The sequence below is a fragment of the Rhodobacteraceae bacterium LMO-JJ12 genome (genome assembly GCA_021555075.1).
Taxonomy (GTDB): Bacteria; Pseudomonadota; Alphaproteobacteria; order Rhodobacterales; family Rhodobacteraceae; genus JAKGBX01.
In genome coordinates this window covers 242108-259460 of the sequence record JAKGBX010000001.1, presented here as the reverse complement: position 1 = coordinate 259460, position 17353 = coordinate 242108, and the positions used below count along the sequence as shown (strand labels likewise).

Here is a 17353-nt window from a genome sequence, read left to right as displayed (position 1 = left end):
TGCTTGGCTTCAATCAAGCGCGCACTAAGATCGGACGCTTTCCATTATCGGTTGAAGCACATGATCCAGCGGCGCCCAGTCTTCGACCTCCAAACGCACCGGCAATGTCAAAACCTGATGGCGATGCTGCGGCGGCAATCGCACCGCATCCTTTTCGGTTGTTACCAGTTGCGCACCAAGCGCCTTTGCTCGCGCGTCAAGTCGACTAAAAAGTGCAGGCGTCAACTCTTGATGGTCATCAAGAGCGCGCGTTTCGGCCAATTGCGCCCCAACACTCCTGAGCGTTTCAAAGAATTTTTCGGGGTGGGCAATTCCCGCGAAGGCAAGAAATGACTGCCCAGACCAGTCCATTCCAGTGTGCAGCGGGGCAAGATGCCCGCGCGCATGTGGAACGGAAATTGCCTTGCCCCACTGCCGGAAAAACTCTGCCTGTGCCGGCCCGGACCCGATCGAAAGCAGTAAATCAGCCCGCTTCATTCCCGCCTCTACCGGCTCGCGCAGCGGCCCCGCAGGGAGGCAGCGCCCGTTGCCAAAGCCCTTCGCCGCGTCGACCACGATGATCGAGACGTCTTTGTTAACCGAGGGGTTTTGAAATCCGTCATCAAGCAGGATCACTTCGGCCCCGGCACTCGCCGCCGCACGGCACCCCGCCAACCTGTCCTTGGACACCCATGTTGGCAAGAAGGCCGCCAGAAGCAGCGGTTCATCACCTGTCTGTTCGGCACGATGGTTGCGTTCATGCACCTCCTCCGGGCCTTCCAACGTGCCACCATATCCGCGCGATACCGCGTGAGGACGCAACCCATTGGCCTGAAGGTGCTGCGCCAACGCAATAACCGTCGGCGTCTTGCCTGTACCGCCCGCGTTCAAATTGCCAATGCAGATCACCGGGCAGCCTGAGTCTTGACCCTCTTGTGCCACACGCCGGGCGGTTGCTGCGGCATAAACCCGGCCCATCGGCCCAAGAAGCCGAGCGGAAAGCGTCGGCTTGTCTGGCGGAGTAAACCAAAACCCAGGTGCGCGCATCAGCTCACTTCCAGTTCATCAAGCGTTTCCAGCACCATGTTTATCACCCGGTCGGTCACCTCGGCCCCCTCCGAGGCCACCTCCCAGCCTGCAGCCGCCATTAGGGCCGCCTGATCCGGCGCCAACAACTGTTGCAAGGCCCCAGCGAGGCTTTCCGCGTCCTTCACGATTCGCGCAGCCCCCGCCGCCGCAAACCGCGAATAGGTTGCCAGATGCCGTCCGACATGTGGGCCATAGAGCACTGCCGAACCCAACGCTGCAGGCTCGTATGGGTCGCCCCCGCTCTGACCTTGAGTCAATGAGCTTGCCATCAATGTAACCGGAGAAAGCCTGTACCAAAGTCCCAGGTCGCCCCAAGTATCCGCCAGCAACACTTGGCAGGTCTCGTCCGGCACCTCGTCATGCGACCAAACAGCAGTGTTAAACCCCTCCCTTTTGAGCACTTCAAGAAATTCGGGCCCGTCGGTTTCGTCATCGGGAACAAGGATCAGCAACAGGCGCAGCGCCATGCGGCTTACCTTCCGGTGCGCATCCAAAACGGTTTTCAACTCGTCACCCTGCACCATCGCCGCAAGCCAGATCGGGCGCCCGGCGAGAATCTGGCTCATCTCTTCTCGTTCTCTCTCGTTGCATTCAAGCGGCACGCCGCCCTCTTGAAGCGGGCCAGTCACTTCGACAATCTCATTTGCACCCCCGAACCGCCGTAAAGTTTGTGCAGCTGTCCCGGTTCGGGCAAAAACAGCTTGAAAGGCGCGCAGATTGGCGCGCGTCAACTCTGGAAGCCAGCGGTTATGCGTGGCACTCAATCCGTCAGAGTCCACGTCTATCAGGAACATCTTCATGTTCAGCTTCTCTGCCTGATGCAAAAGTGCGGGTCTGAAATGTCCGCCGGTCCAAAGACAAATGTCCGGCTTCCAATGCGTCAGAAATGCTTCACCATTCTGAAGCGTGTCTTCAGGAATCTCCTGCCAGACACACCAATCTTCAAGATGGAACGGCTTGGGAATGTCCGGCGTTGTCGTCAGAACAAGGTTCAACGTCGGCAATTGCATTTTCAATCGGGTCGCAATTTGCAGCAACGCCGCCACCCTTCCAACTGAAGTGGCGTGTCCCCATACAAGCGGTCCCTCAGGGCGAAGCGTGCGAAATTGCGTCGGCGCATTCCCCCCGCGGCGCGCCAACGCCAGATATGCCGCAAGCGAAGCCGACCGCCGTATTGCCATTTACATCAGCCGAGTTCTTCGGTCGGCGACACTTCTGTCTCTTCATCACGCAACTTGTGAAGATGCGCGATGTAGTAGCGCATGTGGGCGTTGTCGACGGTGCGTTGCGCTTCGGATTTCCATGCATCATACGCTTTGGCATAGTTGGGGAAAATTCCGACAACGTGGATGTCATCTACATTCGCAAATACATTCTTGCTCGGGTCGACCAATTCGCCCCCGAAGACAAGATGAAGCCGTTGTACCATCGTCTGGTTCTCCCCAAGGGTGCGTTGCGCGGCCCAACCTAAGCATATCAAGAGAAGGGTCAAGGCGGCCTACGGAGTGTTTGGCATCTTGACCTTCACGCAACGACACTAAAAAGGGGGTAGAGTGGAGGAAAGTGCATGAAACCCTTTCTCGTTTTACAATTGCGCCCGGAAACCGAAGCCTCGGACGATGAGTTTGCCGCGATCTTGCGCAAGGGCGAGCTGAGCGGGAAGGACGTCATGCGCATCCGTCTTGATCAGAATGATCTGCCTAGCGATCTTGATCTTGACGATTTCTCGGGGGTGATCGTGGGCGGTGGGCCAGGATGTGTCAGCGACGCGCCCGATTGCAAATCGCCACTCGAAGCGCGCATTGAAGAGGCCGTGCTGTCTTTGATGCCCGAGATCACGGCGCGCGATTTCCCCTATCTTGGCTGTTGTTATGGAATTGGCATTTTGGGTCATCATCTGGGCGGCGACGTCAGCAAAGCGCGCTATGGCGAACCAGTCGGCACCACCGATTGCACCCTGACCCCCGAGGGCAAGACCGACCCGATCTGTGAAGGAATGCCCGATACGTTTCACGCATTTGTAGGCCACAAGGAGGCGATACAATCTTTGCCCCAGGGCTGCGTGCACTTGATCAGTTCACCCACCTGCCCGTTTCAGATGATCCGCTTTGCCAACAACGTCTATGCCACCCAGTTTCATCCCGAGGCTGACGATTTGGGTTTCGAAACCCGAATCCACATCTACAAGCACCGCGGTTACTTCCCGCCCGAAGATGCCGAGCGCCTGATTGATATGTGCCGCGCGGCAGACGTGCATGCACCCGAGCTTGTTTTGAAGAATTTCGTAAAGACCTACGCCCGAGACTAAGACCGGCCAACCAACAGCACCCTTGGCTTTTACACTTTTTGACGGCATTCTGAAATTTGATCAAATTACCCCAAACAGCTCAGAAGGCAGGGCAGGATGAAAGACGAAAATTTTCTGAAAGAGAACAATGCGAGGCACCTCTGGCACCCGATGGCCCATCCCGCCGACAGCCTTGAAAACCCGCCCACCATCATCAAGGGCGCCGAAGGCGTGCATATCACCGATATCGACGGGAATCGTGTGGTCGATGCTGTTGGCGGTCTCTGGTGTGTGAACTTGGGCTATTCCAACGATGTGGTGAAAGAAGCGATTGCCAAGCAACTCTATGACTTGCCCTACTATTCCGCTTTTGCCGGATCGACCAATCCCACCGCGATTGAAGCATCATATGTCGTGCGCGAGTTTTTTGAACCCGACGGCATGAGCCGGGTGTTCTTTACCTCGGGCGGATCCGATTCCGTGGAAACCACGCTGCGCCTCGCGCGGCAATATCACCGCCTGCGCGGAGAGCCGACCCGCACCAAGTTCCTGTCTCTGAAGAAGGGTTATCACGGCACCCATTTCGGCGGCGCCTCGGTCAATGGCAACAACCGGTTCCGCATCAATTACGAGCCACTCCTGCCCGGCTGCTATCACCTGCCCAGCCCTTATTCCTACCGCAATCCGTTCAACGAAGCCGACCCGGCCAAACTGGCGCAACTCATTGCACAGACGATGGAGGACGAAATTAACTTCCAGGGGGCCAATACCATCGCCGCCTTCATAATGGAGCCGGTCCAGGGCGCTGGTGGAGTCATCGTGCCCGATGCCAGCTTCATGACCTTGATGCGCGAGATCTGCGACCGGCACGGTATCCTGATGATCTCCGACGAAGTTATCACCGGGTTCGGCCGTCTCGGAGACTGGACCGGTGCGCGCCATTGGGGCGTGAAGCCCGACATGATGAGCACCGCCAAGGGTATTACCTCGGGCTATTTCCCCGTTGGCGCCGCATTGCTCAATGACAAGGTGGCCGAGGTGTTCGAAAAGGACACCACCGGCGAAGCCGCGATTTTCCATGGCTATACCTATTCCGCCCATCCCGTGGGCGCGGCGGCGGTAACGGCATGCCTGTCAGAAACCCTGCGGCTCGACACCAAGACCAATGCCAAGGCACGCGGCACGCAACTTTTCGAAGGCGTTCAAAAGTTGGCGCAGAAACACGACATCATAGGTGACATTCGTGGCGGGCACGGGCTGATGACAGGAATCGAGATTGTCACGGACAAAGCCGCCAAGACACCGATGGACATGGTCACGATGAAACGTATTCACAAAACCGCCTACGAGGCAGGTGCAATGGTTCGTCTCGGTGCGCACAACATCCTGATGTCGCCGCCACTCACCATCACTGATACAGAAGTGCAAACCGTTCTGGATGCGCTGGATGCCGCGTTCTCTGCCGTCTAGAGGTTTAAAGATCGGCCAGCCTGGCAACGGCATAGGCTGGCCACATCAAGGCGCTGCGAAAACGCCCCAGCGGAAAACGTCCCGGCGGTTGTCTGGTGAATTCGGGCAACGGATGCTCCGGGGTCTTGCCCTGCATCATCTGGGCAAGTTGCGCACCTGCGTAGCTTCCCATCGCCACACCATTCCCGTGAAAGGCGAACCCTGCAAAAACCCCCGGCATATCGGGGACGGGTCCGCAAAGTGGCCTGAGCCGGGGAGACAGACAAACCATCCCGGACCAGTAAAATGGCGCTTCGACTTCGCGCCATGCCGGAAACGTCGCCTCGAAATCACGCCGAATGTCTTTCTTGTTGCGCGCTTCCGACCTGTCGGTTGATCGCAAGCCACCACGCATCCCGAACAGGAACCGATTGTCTGGCAGCAATCGAAAATAGTGCAACAAGGTGCGTGTATCATATGCCATCTGCCGACTTGTCCAACCCGCGGCGTCCAATTCGGCCTGCTCAAGCGGGCGGGTCACCAGAACGGATGATTGTACCGGCAGATAACGCGCCGCCATCCAAGGCGGAACGTCCTCGCTGGAATAGCCATTGGTAGCGATTAGAACCTGTTTGCAGTCCAGCGTGGCCTGCCCAGCCATCAACCGGTATCCGCTTTGGCTTTTCGTGATCTGCGAAACCGGCGTATTGCCAAAAACTTGAGCGCCTGCCTGCTCTGCCGCTGTTAGCAAGCCCAAGAGGTACTTGCGCGGGTGCAGGGCAAACCCATTGGGAATCGTCATCCCGCCATGAAACGGACCACCTAGCCCATGAGCCTTGAGATCGTCGGCAGAATACAACTCTGCGGCTGCACCGTAATTCTCGTCGCAAGCTGCGGCTTCATCGTCAAGCCACTTGCGGCGCGGTTTATGTGCCAGGATGGTTTCCCCCACCGAATGCGTATCTGCGTCGATCCCATTTCGCTCGATCAGCGCACGAACAAAGGAAATCGCGCGTTTCTCGGCCATCCGCCAAGCCAGCCGTGCAGGTTTTCCATGGGCGCGATCAATCTGTTTGTCTTCCAGCTTGGCACCGCCGAGACAACAAAATCCGCCATTGCGCCCCGAAGCGCCCCAACCTGGAAAACGCGCTTCCAACAGAACCACGTTCACGCCATCCCGCGCCAGATGTAGTGCAGCAGAAAGGCCTGTATACCCGCCCCCGATGATCACAACATCCGCTTTACGCGTTCCACTCAGCACCGGGCGGAACAACTTGTTGTCAGGGACGGCCTCAGCCCAAAAACATCGCTCAATCCGAGCATCCGAATAGGCATGTTGAGAATGTATGCGCCTCATCCGTCTGCGCGCACGGCTGCCTGCTCATCGGCTTGCTGGCGAACCGAAGCCCGCTTCGACACCAGCGATGCGGTAATCACGCCTACGGTCACAATTGAGATCATGATGGTCGACAACGCGTTGATTTCCGGACTCACGCCTAGACGCACAGCCGAAAATATCTTGATCGGCAACGTCGTGGCCGATGGCCCCGAGGTGAAGGACGCAATCACCAGATCATCCAGCGACAAGGTGAATGCCAACAACCAACCCGAGATCACCGCAGGGGCGATGATTGGCAGTGTTACTAAGCGAAACGCCTCAAACGCAGAGCAGCCAAGGTCAAGCGCCGCTTCTTCCAGAGATCGGTCAAAGCTGACCAGCCGGGACGACACCACAACCGAAACGTAGCACATCGAAAATGTCGTATGGGCCAGGATGATGGTAACGATGCCTCGGTCCAACCCAATGCCGATAAAGAGCAGCAAAAGTGATAGGCCGGTGATCACTTCGGGCATCACCAGCGGCGCATAGATCATCCCGGAAAACAGGGTTCGTCCCAGAAACCGGCCCGAACGCACCATGACATAGGCCGCCATCGTGCCCAGAACAGTGGCAAATGTCGATGACACCACCGCCACCTTGAGGGTTACCCATGCGGCATTCAGAAACGCCTCGTTCTGGAAAAGCTCGCCATACCATTTGGTGCTGAACCCTGCCCAGACCGTTACCAACTTTGACGAATTGAAGCTGTAGATCACCAAAATGATCATCGGCAAGTAGAGAAACGCAAAGCCCACTGTCAGGGAGGTGGCGTTGAACCAACTGAACCGTCTCATCCCTCCGCCTCCCTGCTTTTCTGCTCGTTACGCTGAAACAGGATAATCGGGATGATCAGTATCAAGAGCAGTATCACAGCCACGGCGCTGGCCACCGGCCAATCACGGTTGTTAAAAAATTCTTCCCAAAGCACTTTGCCGATCATCAGGGTTTTCGATCCGCCAAGAAGCGACGGGATCACAAACTCGCCCAGCGCGGGGATAAAGACGAGGAAACACCCGGCGATGATGCCGCTCTTGGAAAGCGGCACTGTGATGATCCAGAATGCCTGAATGCGCGAGCAGCCCAGATCTTCCGCCGCTTCAAGAAGCGATTCATCAAGCTTTTCGAGTGCCGCGTAAATCGGCAATATCATGAACGGCAGGTAGGTGTAGACGATCCCGATATAGACCGCAGTGTTGGTGTTGAGAATCGTCAGTGGCTCCGAGATCAATCCGGTCCACAACAGAAATTGATTGAGGAAGCCATCCTGGCTCAGGATTCCCATCCAGGAATAGACCCGGATCAGAAAGCTGGTCCAGAATGGCAAGATTACCAACATCATCAATGTCGGACGCCATTCATTGGGGGCCTGCGCCATTGCATATGCAATCGGATAGCCCACAATCAGCGCCAGGATCGTTGAGTAGAAAGCAATCGAAAGACTGGAAAGATACGCTTTCCAATAGAGATCATCGCTGCTCAGGAACCAGAAGTTCTCAAGGTCCAAATCGGCAAAGAATGATTTGATCCCAGCCCAGCCTTCGGAGAAATCCAGCGTCGGTGTGTAAGGTGGAATAGCCAGCGCGGTGTCCGAGAGCGAAATCTTCAGAACGATCAGAAAAGGGATAAGAAACAGCGCCAGAAGCCAGAGATACGGCACCAAGATGAGAAAGGCACGGCGCATTTCTCAGCCCCCCAGCACAACGGCTGCGGTATCGGTCCAGCTCAGCCAGACTTTGTCTTCCCAGGTGAATTGCCGCCGCGACAACCGCCGCGTATTGGCCTCTTGCGCCTTAATGATCTGCCCGTTGGCCAGACGCACGTGATATGTCGACAGGTTGCCTAGATAAGCAATGTCGTGAATCACACCGGCCACGACATTAGGCTCGCCCTGTGGATGCTCCCCCGAGATCGAGACTTTTTCAGGCCGGATCGCCAGATTGCATCGCGCCTCTGCCCCGAGATCATTTGAAGTCTTGGCATGAAGCGTTGGCTGCCCCTCGGCAAAGTCGATGTCATACCCATCGCCAGACCTGCGCGCATTTCCCTCGATGATATTCACATCTCCGATGAAATCCGCCACGTAGACAGAATTTGGCGCTTCGTAAATCTCCGCAGGAGTTGCCGCCTGAACGATGCGCCCTTCTTCCATCACCGCCACGCGGCTGGCCACGGTCATCGCTTCCTCTTGGTCATGGGTCACGATTACAAAAGTAGTGCCCGTCTTCTCCTGAATGTCCATCAGTTCAAACTGGGTCTCTTGCCTCAACTTCTTGTCGAGCGCGCCCAGAGGCTCATCAAGCAGCAAAAGCTTGGGCGCCTTGGCCAAACTACGCGCCAAGGCCACACGCTGCCGCTGTCCACCGGAAATCTGGTGTGGTTTGCGTTTGGCAAATTTTTCCAGCCGGGTAAGCTTGAGCATTTCCTTCACTCGCACTTCAAGCTCGGGCTTGGGCATCTTCGCCCGCTTCAGACCAAAGGCGATGTTCTCCCAGACGTTCAGATGCGGAAACAGCGCATAGGACTGAAACATCATGTTCACCGCACGCTTGTTGGGGGGGATGGGCGCAATATCCTGACCCGACAGAAGGATCGTGCCCTCGCTCGGCGCCTCGAACCCGGCCAGCATTCGCATCAACGTCGTCTTGCCACAGCCGGAGGGGCCCAACAGCGCAAAGAACTCCTGTGCGAAAATATCAATGGTCAGATCGTCGATTGCCGTAAAATCGCCAAAGCGTTTGGTCACGCCCTTGAACTGGATCAGCGGCTTTTCGTTCGGATCATTCCACGGTGCAAACACCGTTTGCGTCATCAAGCACTCTCCGAAGGATAAGGCCCGATCCTGACGTATCAGGTCGGGCCTTGGGTTGCGGGTTCAGGTGCCCGATTTGATCTTGGTCCACATCCGGGTGACAACCCGCTGGACCTTGGCCGGATAGGGCGTCGTCGTATAGAGCTTTTGCATCGCTTCATCGCTCGGATAGATCGCCGGATCGCCGATTACGTCCTCCTCCAGGAACTCCTGGCTCGCCTTGTTACCGTTGGCGTAATAGACATAGTTCGAGGCCGCCGCCATGTTCTGCGCGTCCATGATGAAGTTGAGGAACTTGTGCGCGCCATCCGGGTTGGGCGCGTCAATCGGAATCGCCATCTGATCGAACCACATCAGCGACCCTTCCTTGACCGCGTTATAGGCGATTTCGACACCATTATCGGCTTCGTCTGCGCGGTCACGTGCCTGAAGGATATCACCCGACCAGCCGAATGCGACACAGATGTCGCCGTTAGCCAGCGCATTGATGTATTCCGAGCTGTGGAATTTCTGAACATGGGGTGCCACTGCCGACAGGACCGGTTCGGCCTTGGCGATCACATCCGGGTCATGGCTGTCGGGGTTTTCGCCGATATAAGACAGAGCCGCCGGGATCATCTCGACCGGCGCGTCAAGAAAATGCACGCCACAGCTGGCCAGTTTTTCCATGTTGGCAGGATCAAAAATCAGGGCGAGGCTGTCAATCGGGGCGTCTTCACCCAGCACTTCGGCAACCTTGCCGACATTCACGCCAAGCCCGGTTGTACCCCACATATAGTTGATCGAATATGCGTTGTCCGGATCGTATTGCGCCGTGCGCTGCTCAATCACGTCCCACAGGTTGTCGGTGTTGGTAAGCTTCGAGCGGTCGAGCTTCTGGAACGCGCCGGCCGAGATTTGCCTTTGCAGGAACGTGCCGGACGGCACAACCACGTCATACCCCGACCCGCCGGCCAGCATTTTCGTTTCCAGCACTTCGTTGCTGTCAAACACATCGTAAATCAGGTCGATGCCTGTTTCTTCTTCGAACTTCGCCAAGAGATCTTCGTCGATATAGTCCGACCAATTGTAGACGCGCACCTCTTCGGCCCCCGCCATTCCGGCGACGAACGCGAAAGCTGTCGCAGCTGCGAGCAGTTTTGTGGTCATAGTAGTCTCCCTATCATGAGGTCGATTGCCTCTTACGTAGAAATTTGATCAATTTTTTCAGCGAATGCAACATGGCATTTTAAATCACCCGGCTGTAAGCTTGCCACAAAGTGAAAAACCGTGCAGTCGGAACTATGCATATGACCAAATTTCAGGCATCGGCTGATCAGTCTCTTGTTTCGGACAAACGCGCCACGGCTCCTCCTCCGGCACATGAGACTGTTTATCGGAAGTTGCGTGAGGCAATCCTGTTTGGCGAACTTGCTCCGGGCCAGGCTGTAACCATACAGGGGCTGGTCGAAATGCTGGACGCTGGGATGACCCCCGTACGCGAAGCAATCCGGCGCCTGACAGCTGAAGGTGCGCTCGAATTTCAGGGCAATAGACGGGTAAGCGTTCCGCAACTGTCGGCGGGAAATATTGATGAATTAGTTTATGCACGTCAGGCAATTGAACCCCAATTATCCTTGCGCGCGGCCGAACGCGCCAATGCCCGAGACCGCAAACGCCTTGTCGAAATTGATACCCAACTCGATATCGCTATCTTGCAAGGTGACGTGCGTGCATATCTTGAGCTGAACTATCGTTTTCATTCCGAAATCTATGACATGGCAGACGCCCCTATTCTTCGGGCTATGGCTGATGGTCTCTGGCTTCGGTTTGGCCCCTCCCTGCGGGTGGTGTGCGGCAGGTTAGGAACCCAGAACCTCCCCGACCAACACAAAGAAGCTCTGAGGGCGATGCAATCAGGCAATGCCGAAGCCGCCGCCGAGGCGATGCGCAAAGACGTTATCCAGGGTATCGAACAGGTGCGCAGCGCGCTGATCGCTTGACCCCGGGCTTACCTGATTCGATTGACACTCCAAAATTTGATCATATTCTGGCGGTAACTTCCGTTTAGAAATGCATTCCAAGTTGCGAGGCCCAAAATGGCAACCATCACCAATCACATGCCCACCGCAGAGCTTCAGGCGCTCGACGCCGCACATCACATGCACCCGTTCACCACCGGAAATGATCTGACGAAGAAGGGCGTGCGCGTCATCACCCGCGCCAATGGTGTGATGCTGACCGATAGCGACGGCAATGAGATGCTCGATGCCATGGCCGGACTTTGGTGCGTCAACATTGGCTATGGCCGGGATGAACTGGCCGAGGCCGCCGCGCGGCAGATGCGCGAACTGCCCTATTACAACACGTTTTTCCAAACGACCCATGTGCCGGTCATCGCACTTTCGCAAAAACTGGCCGAGCTTGCGCCTGGCAATCTGAACCATGTTTTCTTTGGCGGGTCCGGGTCCGAGGCGAATGATACCAATATTCGACTGGTGCGTACTTACTGGGCCGAATTGGGTAAACCAGAAAAACAGATCGTTATCTCCCGCAAAAACGCTTATCACGGGTCAACTGTTGGCGGCGCTTCACTCGGCGGGATGTCGGCAATGTTGGCGCAAGGCGGATTGCCAATACCCAACATCCATCACATCGACCAACCGCATTGGTGGGCGGAAGGCGGTGACATGACCCCCGATGCGTTCGGCCTGGCCCGCGCACAAGCGCTAGAAGAGGCGATCCTTGATCTGGGCGAAGACAAGGTCGCGGCGTTTATTGCGGAGCCGGTTCAAGGGGCTGGCGGAGTAATTATCCCGCCCGAAACCTATTGGCCGGAAATCCAGCGTATCTGCGATAAGTATGAAATCCTGCTCATTGCCGATGAAGTCATCTGTGGGTTTGGACGCACCGGTAGTTGGTTCGGCAGCCAGACACTTGGCATCCGCCCCGACATCATGACCGTCGCCAAGGGATTGAGCTCGGGCTATGCGCCAATTGCCGCTTCAATCGTGTCAGACAGCGTAGCAGAGGTTATCAACGCCTGTGAATTCAACCACGGCTATACCTATTCCGGTCACCCCGTTGCCGCTGCGGTTGCGCTCGAAAATCTGCGAATTCTTGAAGAAGAACGCATCATTGAAAAGGTTGCCTCAGACACGGCGCCATATCTGAAGGAAAAATGGGAAAGCCTCGTGGATCATCCATTGGTGGGTGAGGCGAGAATCATCGGCATGATGGGTTCTATCGCGTTGACACCGCACAAGAAAAGCCGGGCTGCTTTTGCCTCGGAGACCGGAACAGTCGGGTTGGTCTGTCGGGAAAGATGCTTTGCCAACAACCTGGTAATGCGCCACGTCGGCGACAGAATGGTAATTTCTCCACCGCTGGTTATCTCAAAGCCAGAAATCGACACGTTGATCGAACGGGCTTTGAAATCGCTGGATGAATGTCACGCATCGCTGAAGAAGGACGGAATGATGCAGGCTGCCAACTGACGCGCTGCAGAGGTGATTCCACGACGGGCCTTCCAACTCGCAGAGGATTTCGGCGCTCGCGGGGTGTTGCATTTGCTTGATAAGATAGCTTTGCAACGCTCAATTCCATTTCTTTTGTCGGTTTTAGCCCTTCAGTGTCGCAAACTGGTTGCAACCCAAGCTCACAGCGGTTTTAGTTGGGAGCTAAGAAAAAGGGCATGAGCCCGTACAAGAAACTGACAGGGAGCCAAACTTGGCCACTTCGCAGAATACGAACGTGTTCGTAGAGTTCGAACGCGTGCAAAAAAGCTATGACGGTGAAACGCTTGTCGTCAAAGACCTTAATCTGACCATGCCGAAAGGTGAATTTCTAACCATGTTGGGGCCATCAGGGTCGGGCAAGACGACCTGCCTGATGATGCTGGCAGGATTTGAAACCGCCACACACGGCGAGATCAAGCTGGACGGGCAACCGATCAACAACATCCCGCCGCACAAACGTGGCATCGGCATGGTGTTTCAGAATTACGCGCTATTCCCGCATATGACGATCGAGGAAAACCTCTCGTTCCCATTGGAAGTCCGCAAGATCGGCAAATCCGATCGCGAGGCCAAGATCCGCCGCGCTCTGGATATGGTCGAGATGGGCGATTTCGGAGCGCGCCGCCCTGCTCAGCTATCTGGCGGGCAACAACAACGCGTTGCGCTGGCCCGCGCCTTGGTGTTTGAGCCCGAGCTTGTATTGATGGACGAACCGCTCGGCGCGCTCGACAAGCAATTGCGCGAGAAAATGCAGTTTGAGATTACACACCTTGCGCACAATCTGGGCATCACCACGGTCTATGTGACCCATGACCAGACCGAAGCGCTGACCATGTCGGACCGCGTTGCCGTGTTTGATGATGGTCGTATCCAACAACTTGACCCGCCCGATACCCTGTATGAAGAACCGAAAAACAGCTTCGTGGCCCAGTTCATCGGCGAAAACAACACGCTTGAAGGCACCGTTAAGGAAATCAAGGGCGATCACGCCGTTGTTCAACTCGACGATGGTGAATTGATTGATTGCAAACCGATAAACGTGAGCAAACCAGGCGAGCGCACCCGCGTTTCCATCCGCCCCGAGCGCGTTGAATATAACAAGGAACGCTTGCAGGAAGGTGTTCATACGCTGAAGGCTGAAGTTCTGGAATTTATCTATATGGGTGACATCTTCCGTACCCGCCTTCGGGTCGCAGGCAATGATGAATTCGTTGTCAAAACGCGAAATGCACCCGATCAGGTCCGACTGAAGCCGGGCCAACAAATCGAAATTGGCTGGCTGCCTCAGGATTGTCGAGCGCTCGACGCATAGACAATTTGAGGAGCCTTGAACTTCGCATCCCCGATGGGAGCGATGCCAAAAGAGACCCTGACGCTCTGCCCGTGGCAGGGGTCTCGTGACCAAACTCGGGCACACCTAGGGAGTTTACTAAATGACACTGAAGAGAACACTAGCGTCAACCATGGCTATCCTGGTTGCGGCTGGCATGGCCCAAGCAGACGGCGAAATGGCCAGCGACATGACGATCGTTTCTTGGGGCGGCGCTTACCAAAAATCCCAAGTCAACGCCTATGCCGTTCCTTATATGGAAAACAACGCAGGCGTGACGATCAATTGGGATGAGAGCAGCAACGAGGCCGTTGCCAAGCTGCGCGCTCAAAACGAAGCTGGCAACATCACTTGGGATCTGGTGGATGTTGTGGCTGCTGACGCCATTCGTCTGTGCGACGAAGGCCTCGCGATGGAATTTGAGGCGGACGAGCTTCTCGCACCCGGTGATGACGGAACGCCCGCATCCGAGGATTTCGGCGATCTGCTTGTGTCCGATTGCTTCATCCCTCAGATCGTGTATTCGACAACTTTCGGCTACCGCACTGACCTCGTCGGCGACACACCTCCCGATGATATCTGCGATGTGTTCGACCTCGAGGCCTATCCCGGCAAACGCAGCCTGGAGAAACGCCCGATCAACAACATGGAATGGGCGCTTCTGTGTGACGGCGTGTCGAAAGACGAAGTCTATGATGTTCTGAGCACCCCAGAAGGTCAGGACAAGGCACTGGCCAAGCTCGACACCATCAAGGACAGCGTTGTCTGGTGGTCGGCCGGCGCCGACACTCCGCAACTTCTCGCCGATGGCGAGATTGTCATGGGTTCGACCTATAACGGTCGTTTGTTCAGCGTGATTGAAGAGCAAAAGCAACCGGTTGCAATGCTCTGGGATGCGCAGGTCTTTGATCTGGATGGCTGGATTATCCCGGCCGGCCTCAGCGACGAGCGTCTGGCGCGGGTGAAGGATTTTGTCCGCATCTCGACCGATACGCAGCGTCTGGCAGATCAAGCGAAATACATCTCGTATGGTCCGGCACGCAAGTCTTCGGCACCGCTTGTTGGCAAGCACATTGATCTCGGTATCGAAATGGCGCCACACATGCCGACAGATCCGAACAATGCCAAGAACACGTTCCTCTATAACTACGAGTTCTGGGCTGACTATCGTGATGATATCGACGCCAAGTTCCAAGCCTGGTTGGCCAAATAATCACGGCTAGACCATTGGCAGGGGCGACACGGTTGCCCCTGCCGTTTCTGAGGAACCCGGGCCAGCACGGCCAGAGTGGCTCCCAAACAAGACCGACAGGATTGACATGAGCGACACGACTGATCCAACCACAGCCAGCGGTCCGGTGCTTGCAGCCGACGGCACGCCTCTCAAACGCAGCCTTGCCCGTTCGCTAAGGATGCAAAAGACGCGGGCGCTTTTGCTGATCGCGCCGTTGTTGGCCTTTGTGCTCATCAGCTTTGTCACACCAATCGGGCAGATGCTCTATCGCTCGGTAGAAAATGATATTGTCGCTGACACGCTTCCTCTGACCGTAGCAGAATTAAAGAGCTGGGACGCTACGAGTGACGAATTGCCATCAGAAACTGTTTATGAAGCCTTTATACGCGACATGTTGATTGCTGTCGAAGCCAAGAACCACACCCGGCTTGGCTCGCGGCTAAACTATGAAAAAACCGGCATGTCCTCCCTGTTTCGCAGGTCGGGGCGACAGATCGAAAAGCTGAACATTGAGACAGACGGCCCGTTCAAGGAAGCGCTGATAGACATCGACAAGAACTGGGGTGAGGTCGAAACCTGGGCCACGATCAAAACGCATTCAGGGCGCACCACAAGCGGCTATTTCCTCAATGCCGTTGATATGCAGAAAACGCCTGAAGGGGCGGCATGGCAACCAGAAAGCAAACAGATTTTGCTGACGCTGTTCGGACGAACGCTCTGGATGTCTCTGCTGATTACCTTTTCTTGTATCCTCCTCGCCTATCCCGTGGCATGGCTGCTTGCAAACTTGCCAACGCGAACTTCGAACCTCCTGCTGATCCTTGTGCTATTGCCCTTCTGGACGTCCCTGCTGGTCAGAACCTCGGCCTGGAAGGTCATGTTGCAGCAACAGGGCGTGATCAACGATGTGCTGGTCTGGATTGGCCTTGTGGCCGATGAAAACAGGCTGGTGATGATCAACAACCAGTTCGGCACGATTGTCGCGATGACCCACATTCTTTTGCCGTTCATGATCCTGCCGATGTATTCGGTCATGCAGACCATTCCACCGACATATCTTCGGGCGGCAAAATCGCTTGGAGCGACGGATTGGACCGCGTTCTGGCGGGTCTATTTCCCCCAAACCGTTCCGGGGATCGGCGCGGGAAGCATTCTCGTCTTTATTCTCTCAATCGGCTATTACATCACGCCCGAGATCGTCGGCGGCACCAAGGGTGTCTTCATCTCAAACCGGATCGCCTATCACATCTCCAGCTCGCTTAACTGGGGTCTGGCGGCGGCATTGGGCACTATTCTTCTTATCGTCGTTCTTGGCCTTTACTGGTGTTATGACCGGATCGTCGGCATTGATAACGTGAAACTGGGGTAACGAGACATGAGCTTGCCAATCTACGCCACCTTGGGCCAGCGGGTCTGGTACTACAGTTTCCGGGTCATCTGTGCGCTGATCTTCATCTTCTTGATCACGCCGATTCTGGTGGTGATCCCGCTTAGCTTCAACGCCGAGAACTTCTTCACCTTCACGCCTGAAATGCTTCGGCTCGATCCTGATGGCTACTCACTGAAACACTACCAGGACTTCTTTACCAACAACGAGTGGCAACGTAGCTTCAAGAACTCGCTGATCATCGCGCCGTTCGCGACCATCATTTCGGTTTCGCTGGGTACGCTGGCGGCGATTGGGCTGAGCCAGAGCCACGTGCCGTTTCGGCGCACGATCATGGCAATTCTTATTTCGCCGATGATCGTTCCGCTGATTATTTCGGCAACGGGTATGTTCTTTTTCTACTCCTCCATCGGCAACTGGATGGAGAGCACCTTGGGTCTGGACAAGAATTTTGTCGGTTATTTCAAGGTGATACTGGCGCATGCCGTGTTGGGAATTCCGTTTGTGATCATCACAGTTACGGCGACGCTTGTAGGGTTCGATCAATCGCTGACGCGGGCGGGCGCGAATATGGGGGCGAACCCGGTAACGATCTTCTTCAAGATTCAACTGCCGCTCATCCTGCCCGGCGTAATTTCGGGCGGTTTGTTCGCATTCATCACATCTTTCGACGAGGTGGTTGTGGTGCTCTTTGTGGGCTCGGCCAGCCAAAAAACCCTTCCGTGGCAGATGTTTATCGGCCTTCGCGAGCAAATCTCGCCGACCATTCTTGCCGTGGCGACGCTCCTTGTGGTGATTTCGATCTGCCTGTTGACCACGGTGGAGTTGTTGCGCCGTCGCTCGGAACGGTTACGCGGCATCAGACCGACCTAGGACGCAGCGGAACGCTTGATCGTTTCAGACGCTTCGCC

General features: G+C 55.9%; 16 protein-coding genes. 8 read left to right on the top strand and 8 right to left on the bottom strand.

What is annotated here, in order from left to right:
* Positions 1-24: 24 nt before the first annotated feature.
* From lpxK to LZG00_01275, 3 genes are all read right to left on the bottom strand, one after another.
* Positions 25-1026, bottom strand: coding sequence for a tetraacyldisaccharide 4'-kinase (gene lpxK / locus LZG00_01285; protein MCF3592629.1), 1002 nt, complete (start codon positions 1024-1026; stop codon positions 25-27).
* Positions 1026-2114 (bottom strand): 3-deoxy-D-manno-octulosonic acid transferase, encoded by a 1089-nt coding sequence (locus tag LZG00_01280; protein MCF3592628.1) that lies wholly within the window; start codon positions 2112-2114, stop codon positions 1026-1028. Before LZG00_01280 ends, lpxK begins: the two co-directional genes overlap by 1 nt.
* Positions 2115-2254: 140 nt before the next feature.
* Positions 2255-2497: a DUF4170 domain-containing protein gene (locus LZG00_01275; GenBank protein MCF3592627.1), complete on the bottom strand. Its 243-nt coding sequence runs from the start codon at positions 2495-2497 to the stop codon at positions 2255-2257.
* 138 nt (positions 2498-2635) lie between these two features.
* Between LZG00_01275 and LZG00_01270 the strand changes: the two genes are divergently transcribed.
* Both LZG00_01270 and LZG00_01265 read left to right on the top strand, forming a co-directional pair.
* Entirely contained in the window at positions 2636-3376 is a 741-nt protein-coding gene (locus tag LZG00_01270) for a glutamine amidotransferase (GenBank protein MCF3592626.1), read from the top strand.
* A gap of 96 nt (positions 3377-3472) precedes the next feature.
* On the top strand, positions 3473-4825 hold the full coding sequence (locus tag LZG00_01265) for an aminotransferase class III-fold pyridoxal phosphate-dependent enzyme (protein MCF3592625.1): 1353 nt from the start codon (positions 3473-3475) through the stop codon (positions 4823-4825).
* Between the two features lie 4 nt (positions 4826-4829).
* Here LZG00_01265 and LZG00_01260 read toward each other — a convergent pair whose 3' ends face one another.
* The 5 genes from LZG00_01260 to LZG00_01240 form a co-directional block, all read right to left on the bottom strand.
* Entirely contained in the window at positions 4830-6077 is a 1248-nt protein-coding gene (locus tag LZG00_01260; GenBank protein MCF3592624.1) for an FAD-binding oxidoreductase, read from the bottom strand.
* Positions 6078-6157: 80 nt separating this feature from the next.
* Positions 6158-6979: an ABC transporter permease subunit gene (locus LZG00_01255; GenBank protein ID MCF3592623.1), complete on the bottom strand. Its 822-nt coding sequence runs from the start codon at positions 6977-6979 to the stop codon at positions 6158-6160.
* Positions 6976-7866 carry an ABC transporter permease subunit gene (locus tag LZG00_01250; protein MCF3592622.1) on the bottom strand — a complete coding sequence of 297 codons (891 nt, stop codon included), beginning with the start codon at positions 7864-7866 and terminating at the stop codon, positions 6976-6978. The genes LZG00_01255 and LZG00_01250 overlap by 4 nt, the downstream gene beginning before the upstream one ends.
* A gap of 3 nt (positions 7867-7869) precedes the next feature.
* Entirely contained in the window at positions 7870-8994 is a 1125-nt protein-coding gene (locus LZG00_01245) for an ABC transporter ATP-binding protein (GenBank protein MCF3592621.1), read from the bottom strand.
* 63 nt (positions 8995-9057) lie between these two features.
* A complete protein-coding gene (locus LZG00_01240; GenBank protein MCF3592620.1) occupies positions 9058-10143 on the bottom strand; it encodes a polyamine ABC transporter substrate-binding protein in 1086 nt (361 codons plus the stop codon).
* A gap of 140 nt (positions 10144-10283) precedes the next feature.
* Here LZG00_01240 and LZG00_01235 point away from each other — a divergent pair, with 140 nt between their 5' ends.
* The 6 genes from LZG00_01235 (at position 10284) to LZG00_01210 (ending at position 17315) form a co-directional block, all read left to right on the top strand.
* Positions 10284-10976, top strand: coding sequence for a GntR family transcriptional regulator (locus tag LZG00_01235; protein ID MCF3592619.1), 693 nt, complete (start codon positions 10284-10286; stop codon positions 10974-10976).
* Positions 10977-11072: 96 nt separating this feature from the next.
* Entirely contained in the window at positions 11073-12470 is a 1398-nt protein-coding gene (locus tag LZG00_01230) for an aspartate aminotransferase family protein (GenBank protein ID MCF3592618.1), read from the top strand.
* A gap of 232 nt (positions 12471-12702) precedes the next feature.
* A complete protein-coding gene (locus LZG00_01225) occupies positions 12703-13803 on the top strand; it encodes an ABC transporter ATP-binding protein (protein ID MCF3592617.1) in 1101 nt (366 codons plus the stop codon).
* A gap of 121 nt (positions 13804-13924) precedes the next feature.
* Complete coding sequence (locus LZG00_01220; GenBank protein ID MCF3592616.1) at positions 13925-15034, top strand: extracellular solute-binding protein; 1110 nt, start codon at positions 13925-13927, stop codon at positions 15032-15034.
* A 106-nt stretch (positions 15035-15140) separates the two neighbouring features.
* Positions 15141-16424 (top strand): ABC transporter permease, encoded by a 1284-nt coding sequence (locus LZG00_01215; protein MCF3592615.1) that lies wholly within the window; start codon positions 15141-15143, stop codon positions 16422-16424.
* Positions 16425-16430: 6 nt separating this feature from the next.
* Positions 16431-17315 carry an ABC transporter permease gene (locus tag LZG00_01210; GenBank protein MCF3592614.1) on the top strand — a complete coding sequence of 295 codons (885 nt, stop codon included), beginning with the start codon at positions 16431-16433 and terminating at the stop codon, positions 17313-17315.
* Positions 17316-17353 lie beyond the last annotated feature (38 nt).